5 protein-coding genes are annotated in these 4966 nt (G+C 74.6%); 2 read left to right on the top strand and 3 right to left on the bottom strand.

All coding sequences use genetic code 11. From position 1 onward, the window contains the following. Nucleotides 1-277 precede the first annotated feature (277 nt). The 3 genes from ACFUEL_RS35055 to ACFUEL_RS35045 form a co-directional block, all read right to left on the bottom strand. Nucleotides 278-766 carry an NUDIX hydrolase gene (locus ACFUEL_RS35055; RefSeq protein WP_380241515.1) on the bottom strand — a complete coding sequence of 163 codons (489 nt, stop codon included), beginning with the start codon at nt 764-766 and terminating at the stop codon, nt 278-280. Continuing rightward, complete coding sequence (locus ACFUEL_RS35050) at nt 763-2262, bottom strand: SDR family NAD(P)-dependent oxidoreductase (RefSeq protein WP_380241513.1); 1500 nt, start codon at nt 2260-2262, stop codon at nt 763-765. Before ACFUEL_RS35050 ends, ACFUEL_RS35055 begins: the two co-directional genes overlap by 4 nt. Nucleotides 2263-2376: 114 nt before the next feature. Then, nucleotides 2377-3318: an AEC family transporter gene (locus ACFUEL_RS35045; protein WP_380241511.1), complete on the bottom strand. Its 942-nt coding sequence runs from the start codon at nt 3316-3318 to the stop codon at nt 2377-2379. Between the two features lie 251 nt (nt 3319-3569). Here ACFUEL_RS35045 and ACFUEL_RS35040 point away from each other — a divergent pair, with 251 nt between their 5' ends. Together ACFUEL_RS35040 and ACFUEL_RS35035 are read left to right on the top strand one after the other, a co-directional pair. After that, nucleotides 3570-4250, top strand: coding sequence for a ScbR family autoregulator-binding transcription factor (locus ACFUEL_RS35040; protein ID WP_380241509.1), 681 nt, complete (start codon nt 3570-3572; stop codon nt 4248-4250). Between the two features lie 227 nt (nt 4251-4477). Next, nucleotides 4478-4966 (top strand): sensor histidine kinase (locus ACFUEL_RS35035; RefSeq protein ID WP_380241507.1); only part of this gene is annotated, 489 nt, incomplete at its 3' end.

The following is a 4966-nucleotide window of genomic DNA, read 5'->3' as shown; positions in this document are numbered from 1 at the left end:
GATTCGACCGGACGGACGGAAGGGACCCGGCGGGCTGGCCTCGCCCGTGCGGGCCGCTTCGTGCGGGAACCCGGGGGCGGGTCGGAGTCGCCCGTGCGGTCGGTCGGCGTGCCGTGCCCCGTCCCCGGCCGCCCCCGGTCGCCCCGGGGATCCTCGGGGTCCTGAAGGTTCGTCGGCAGGAGGCGCGGGCGGGCCGGGACCGGCCGGGACCGGCCTGGACCGGCCTGGACCGGCCTGGATCGGCCTGGACCGGCCGGGGAACGGGCCTGACGGGCCGTCAGGAGGGCTGCGGGGCCGCCGGGTAGTGCCAGGTACCGCCGGGGGCCCGGTAGTCGGGCAGCCAGGCGGCGAGGACCTGGGCGGACGGGTAGAACATCGGCTCGGGAAGGGCGTCCAGGGCGACGCGCTCCCAGCCGGCGCAGGCGTGCGGCTCGGTGACCAGGGCCTCGGCCAGGCTCGGCGGGGCCAGCACCGCCGCCGTCACCCGGGTGCGGCCCAGCTCGTGGTCGAGCAGCACTGCCAGCACCCGCATCTGTTCGGCGGGCAGCACGATGCCGGTCTCCTCGGCCAACTCCCGTGCGGCCGCCGCCTCGAAGGACTCGCCGGGGTGGTCGACCTTGCCGCCCGGCAGGCTCCAGGTCGGCGGCTCCCCGGCGGTGGTGCGCCGTCCGATCAGCACCCGGCCGTCCCCGGTCGGCACGATCACGCCCGCGCCGACCAGCGGCGGCAACGGGTGCGCGGCGGTGGGGTCCTGATCGTCCGTCACCACTTGCCCTTCTGGTAGTCCTTCAGGAAGCAGCCGTACAGGTCCTCGCCCAACTCGCCGCGGACGATCGGGTCGTAGACCCGGGCCGCGCCGTCCACCAGGTCGAGCGGGGCGTGGAAGCCCTCCTCGTGCAGCCGCATCTTCTCCGGGTGCGGGCGCTCGTCGGTGATCCAGCCGGTGTCCACCGCGGTCATCAGGATGCCGTCGGTCTCGAACATCTCCTGCGCGCTGGTGCGGGTCAGCATGTTCAGCGCGGCCTTGGCCATGTTGGTGTGCGGGTGGCCCGAGCCCTTGTAGCCGCGCTCGAAGACGCCCTCCATCGCCGAGACGTTGACCACGTACTTGCGGCGGGCGGAGGACGCGGCCAGCGCCGGGCGCAGCTGCGAGATCAGGATGAACGGGGCGGTGGAGTTGCACAGTTGCACCTCCAGCAGCTCGATCGGGCCGACCTCGGAGACGGTCTGCACCCAGCTGTTGGTGTCCGCCAGGTCCGGCACCAGGCCGCCCGCGTCGATTGCCGTCCCGGCCGCGATCCGCTCCGGCGAGGCCGAACCCGTCACCAGCGCCAGCGCGGTGACCTCCTCGGCGCTCACCGACGGCTGCTCGCCGCGGCTCTGCCCCGGCAGGGCGGGCACGTCCACCGCGCCCGAGCCGAACCGGCCGATCACCGTCGAGGCGGGCAGCACCCCGGCGGGCAGCGGCGCGGTCTCGGCCGCGACCAGCTCGCGGTACGCCCCGGGGGAGCGGCGCACGGTCTGCGCCGCGTTGTTGATCAGGATGTCCAGCGGGCCGTCCGCGGCGACCTCGTCGGCCAGCGCCATCACCTGCGCCGGGTCGCGCAGGTCGATGCCGACGATCTTCAGGCGGTGGATCCACTCGGCGCTGTCCGGCATCGCGGTGAAGCGGCGGATCGCGTCGTTCGGGAAGCGGGTGGTGATGGTGGTGTGCGCGCCGTCGCGCAGCAGGCACAGCGCGATGTACATGCCGATCTTGGCGCGGCCGCCGGTCAGCAGCGCCCGCTTGCCGGTCAGGTCGGCGCGGGCGTGCCGGCGCGAGCGGTTCAGCGCGGCGCAGTCGCGGCACAGCTGGTGGTAGAACGCGTCCACCTCGACGTACCGCTGCTTGCAGGTGTAGCAGGAGCGCGGGCGCTCCAGGATCCCGGCCAGCTCGGTGGTGGTCTCGGTGCTCAGCCCGAAAGCGCCCGCCGTCTCGTCGTCGATCCGGCCCGGCGCGCCCGTCGCGGTCTTCGCCGTCACCGCCCGGTCGTTGGCGGTCTTGCGGGCCCGGGTCTCCTGGCGGCGGCGCTGCTTGAGGGTGCGGAAGAGGCCGCCGACCGCCAACCGGACCCGGATCGCGTCCGGGTGGTCGACGTGGATGCCGTCCAGCTCGGCGAGCACCTCCAGGCACAGCTCCAGGCGCTCGGGGTCGATGCCCTTGCCGTAGTCGGTGTCGTCCTCGACCGGGGCGCTGCCCGGGCCGCTCTGCTGGTTCGTCACTGCCGATGCTTCCTCGATCGCCCCATCCGTACCGCCGAACTCTACGGGAGCGGCCCCCGCCGGGGCGAAGCCTGTGACCTGCCGCACTCCGCCGCCCGGCCCGGTCCGCCGGACTCAACCGCCGCCCAGTGACCAGGCGATGACCGACAGCGTCAGCATCGACAGCACCGTCGAGACCAGTACCGCCGAGCGGGCCAGCACCGGCGCCGCCCCGTACAGCCGCGCGTACACGTACACGTTCTGCGCGGTGGGCAGCGCCGACAGCAGCACCGCCGCCCGCAGCTGCGGGCCGGGCAGGTGCAGCAGCAGCGCGCCGACGGCCAGGGCGGCCAGCGGCTGCCCGAACGCCTTCACCAGCACCGCGACGGCCAGCTCGCCGCGCTCCGGGCGCTGCCGGGCCGTACCGGGCGGGGTGTGCAGCGACAGGCCCAGGGTGACCAGCGCGGCGGGGACGGCGGCCGCGCCCAGCAGGTCCGCCGAGTGCGCCAGCGGGCCGGGCAGGTGCCAGCCGGCCGCCGAGAACAGCGCGCCCAGGCCGGCGCCCAGGATCACCGGGTTGCGCAGCGGCAGCAGCGCCAGGCGCCGCAGCCGCTCGACGGGGGAGGGCGGGGCGGCGCCGGTGGTGGCGTCCAGCACGGCCAGCAGCACCGGGGTGACCAGCAGCACCTGGAACAGCAGCACCGGCGCGACGAACGAGGCGTTGCCGAGCACCTGTGCCGCCACCGGGATGCCGAGGTTGCCGGAGTTCACGTAGCCCGCCGCCATCACCGCCACCGTCCGCTCGGCGGTGGACCGCTTCGAACGCCGTCCGGCCAGCAGGCCCAGCAGCGACGCCACCGCCGTCCCGGCGGCGAAGGCCAGCACCCAGGTGTCGGCGAAGGACGCCAGGTCGGTGCGCGCCACCACGGTGAACAGCGCGGCCGGCATCGCCACGTGGAACACGAAGCGCCCGAGCACCGCCTCGGCGTCCGCCCCCAGCAGCCCCGTCCGCCCGGCCAGCCATCCGACCGCCGTCAGCACCCAGATCGGCGCGAACGCCGCGAGCAACGCCTCCACCCTGACCTCCCACCGCAGTCAACCAGGTGGGTGCGAACGTCTGATCGGAGGGGAGGCAGGAGAGGGGGAGGGGAAGGCAGGAGAGGGGGGAGGGGAGGGGGAAGGGGCGGAGTGCAGAGCGGTCGTTCGGTTGTTGTGTCGCCGGGGTTCCGGCCGAGCCGGGCCGGACCAAGGAAAGGTAAAGGGAAGGCTGGCCGGGGATGGCGCGGTTCGATACCATAGCGGTCGTTCTGTAAAATTCCGGAGGGATCATGGTGCGTGAGGAACTGAAGCAGGAGCGGGCGGTGCAGACCCGCGCCGCCCTCCTGAAGGCCGCTGCGGAGGCGTTCGACGAGCTGGGCTACGCCGGCGCCAGCGTCGCCAAGATCCTGGAGCGGGCCGGGCTGACCCCGGGGGCGATGTACTTCCACTTCAAGAACAAGGAGGACCTCGCCGCCGCCGTGGCCTCCTCCCAGCAGCAGACGGTGGTGCCCTACCTGGAGTCCGAGGGCGTCCAGCGGGTGGTGGACACCACGCTGCTGTGGGCCAGGCAGCTGCGGACCGACCCGGTCCTGCGGGCCGGCGTCCGCCTCGGCGTCGAGCGGGACGCGCTCGAACTGCACGACGCCAGCACCTTCGACGCCTGGACGGAGGTCCTGGCCGGCTTCCTGCGCACCGGGGCCGAGCGGGGCGAGCTCCAGGCCGGGGTGGACGTCCAGGAGTTGGCCGAGTACGTCGTCTCCTGCTGTACCGGCATCCAGATCTACTCCGAGGCCGCCACCCGCCGCGCCGACCTGACCGAGCGCCTGGTGCGGATGTGGCAGATGGTGCTGCCCGGCGTCGCGGTGCCCGCCGTGGTCGCCCGGATCGACCTCAGCGGCAGCCGGCTGCCCGCGGCCGGGGCGCCGGTCGGGCTGTCGGCGGGGGCGCCGACCGGGGCGTTGGCGGGCTGAGCCCGGCTGTGCGGTGCGCCGGAAAATAAAGCGAGCAACCGCTTTGTTTTTGTCGGGACGGGTACTACAGTCGTGTCGCGAACGAAGGGCCACTGGGCCTGCAGCGTGGGGGAGGCCGTGCCGATGCGTGCGGGCGGCCCGGACGTGGCGCTGCAGAACAAAACGAGCACTCGCTATCTCGCTCGTCCCGGTGGTCGGGAGCGGATACGGAGGAGGGCGTACCTGCCATGACGATGACGATGACCCAGATCGGTGCCGCTCCCGACGCGGACGTGCGCACGTTCGTGGCCCGGGAGGTGCACGACCGGATCGGCAGCGGGCTGGCGCTGGTCCTGCGCCGCCTCGACCTGCTGGAGCACGCCCCTCCCGGGCGGCCCGACCTCCGGCGCAGCCGCCTGGACGAGGCCAGGTCCGCCCTGGCCGAGGCCCTCGGCGCCACCCGCGCCCTGGTCGCGGACCTGCGCGGCGCCCCGTCCGGCGGCGGGGCGGCCGCCGCCCCGGTGCCGTCCCTGGAGGCGGCGCTGCGCGGCTACCTGCGGGCCGCCGCGCCGACCGGCACCGCGGTGCGGCTGCGGGTGCGCGGGGACGAGGGGCGCCTGCCCGGCCCGGTCCGCGACGAGGTGGCCGTCGTCGTCCGGGAGGCCCTGCGCAACGCGCTCGCCCACGCCCGCGCCGCATCGGTCGGTGCCGTGGTCACCGTCACGCCGGTGGTGGTC

The organism is Kitasatospora sp. NPDC057198 (assembly GCF_042670125.1).
GTDB lineage: Bacteria > Actinomycetota > Actinomycetes > Streptomycetales > Streptomycetaceae > Kitasatospora.
The sequence above is the reverse complement of the archived record's forward strand: the minus strand, read 5'-3'. Positions and strand labels throughout refer to the sequence as shown.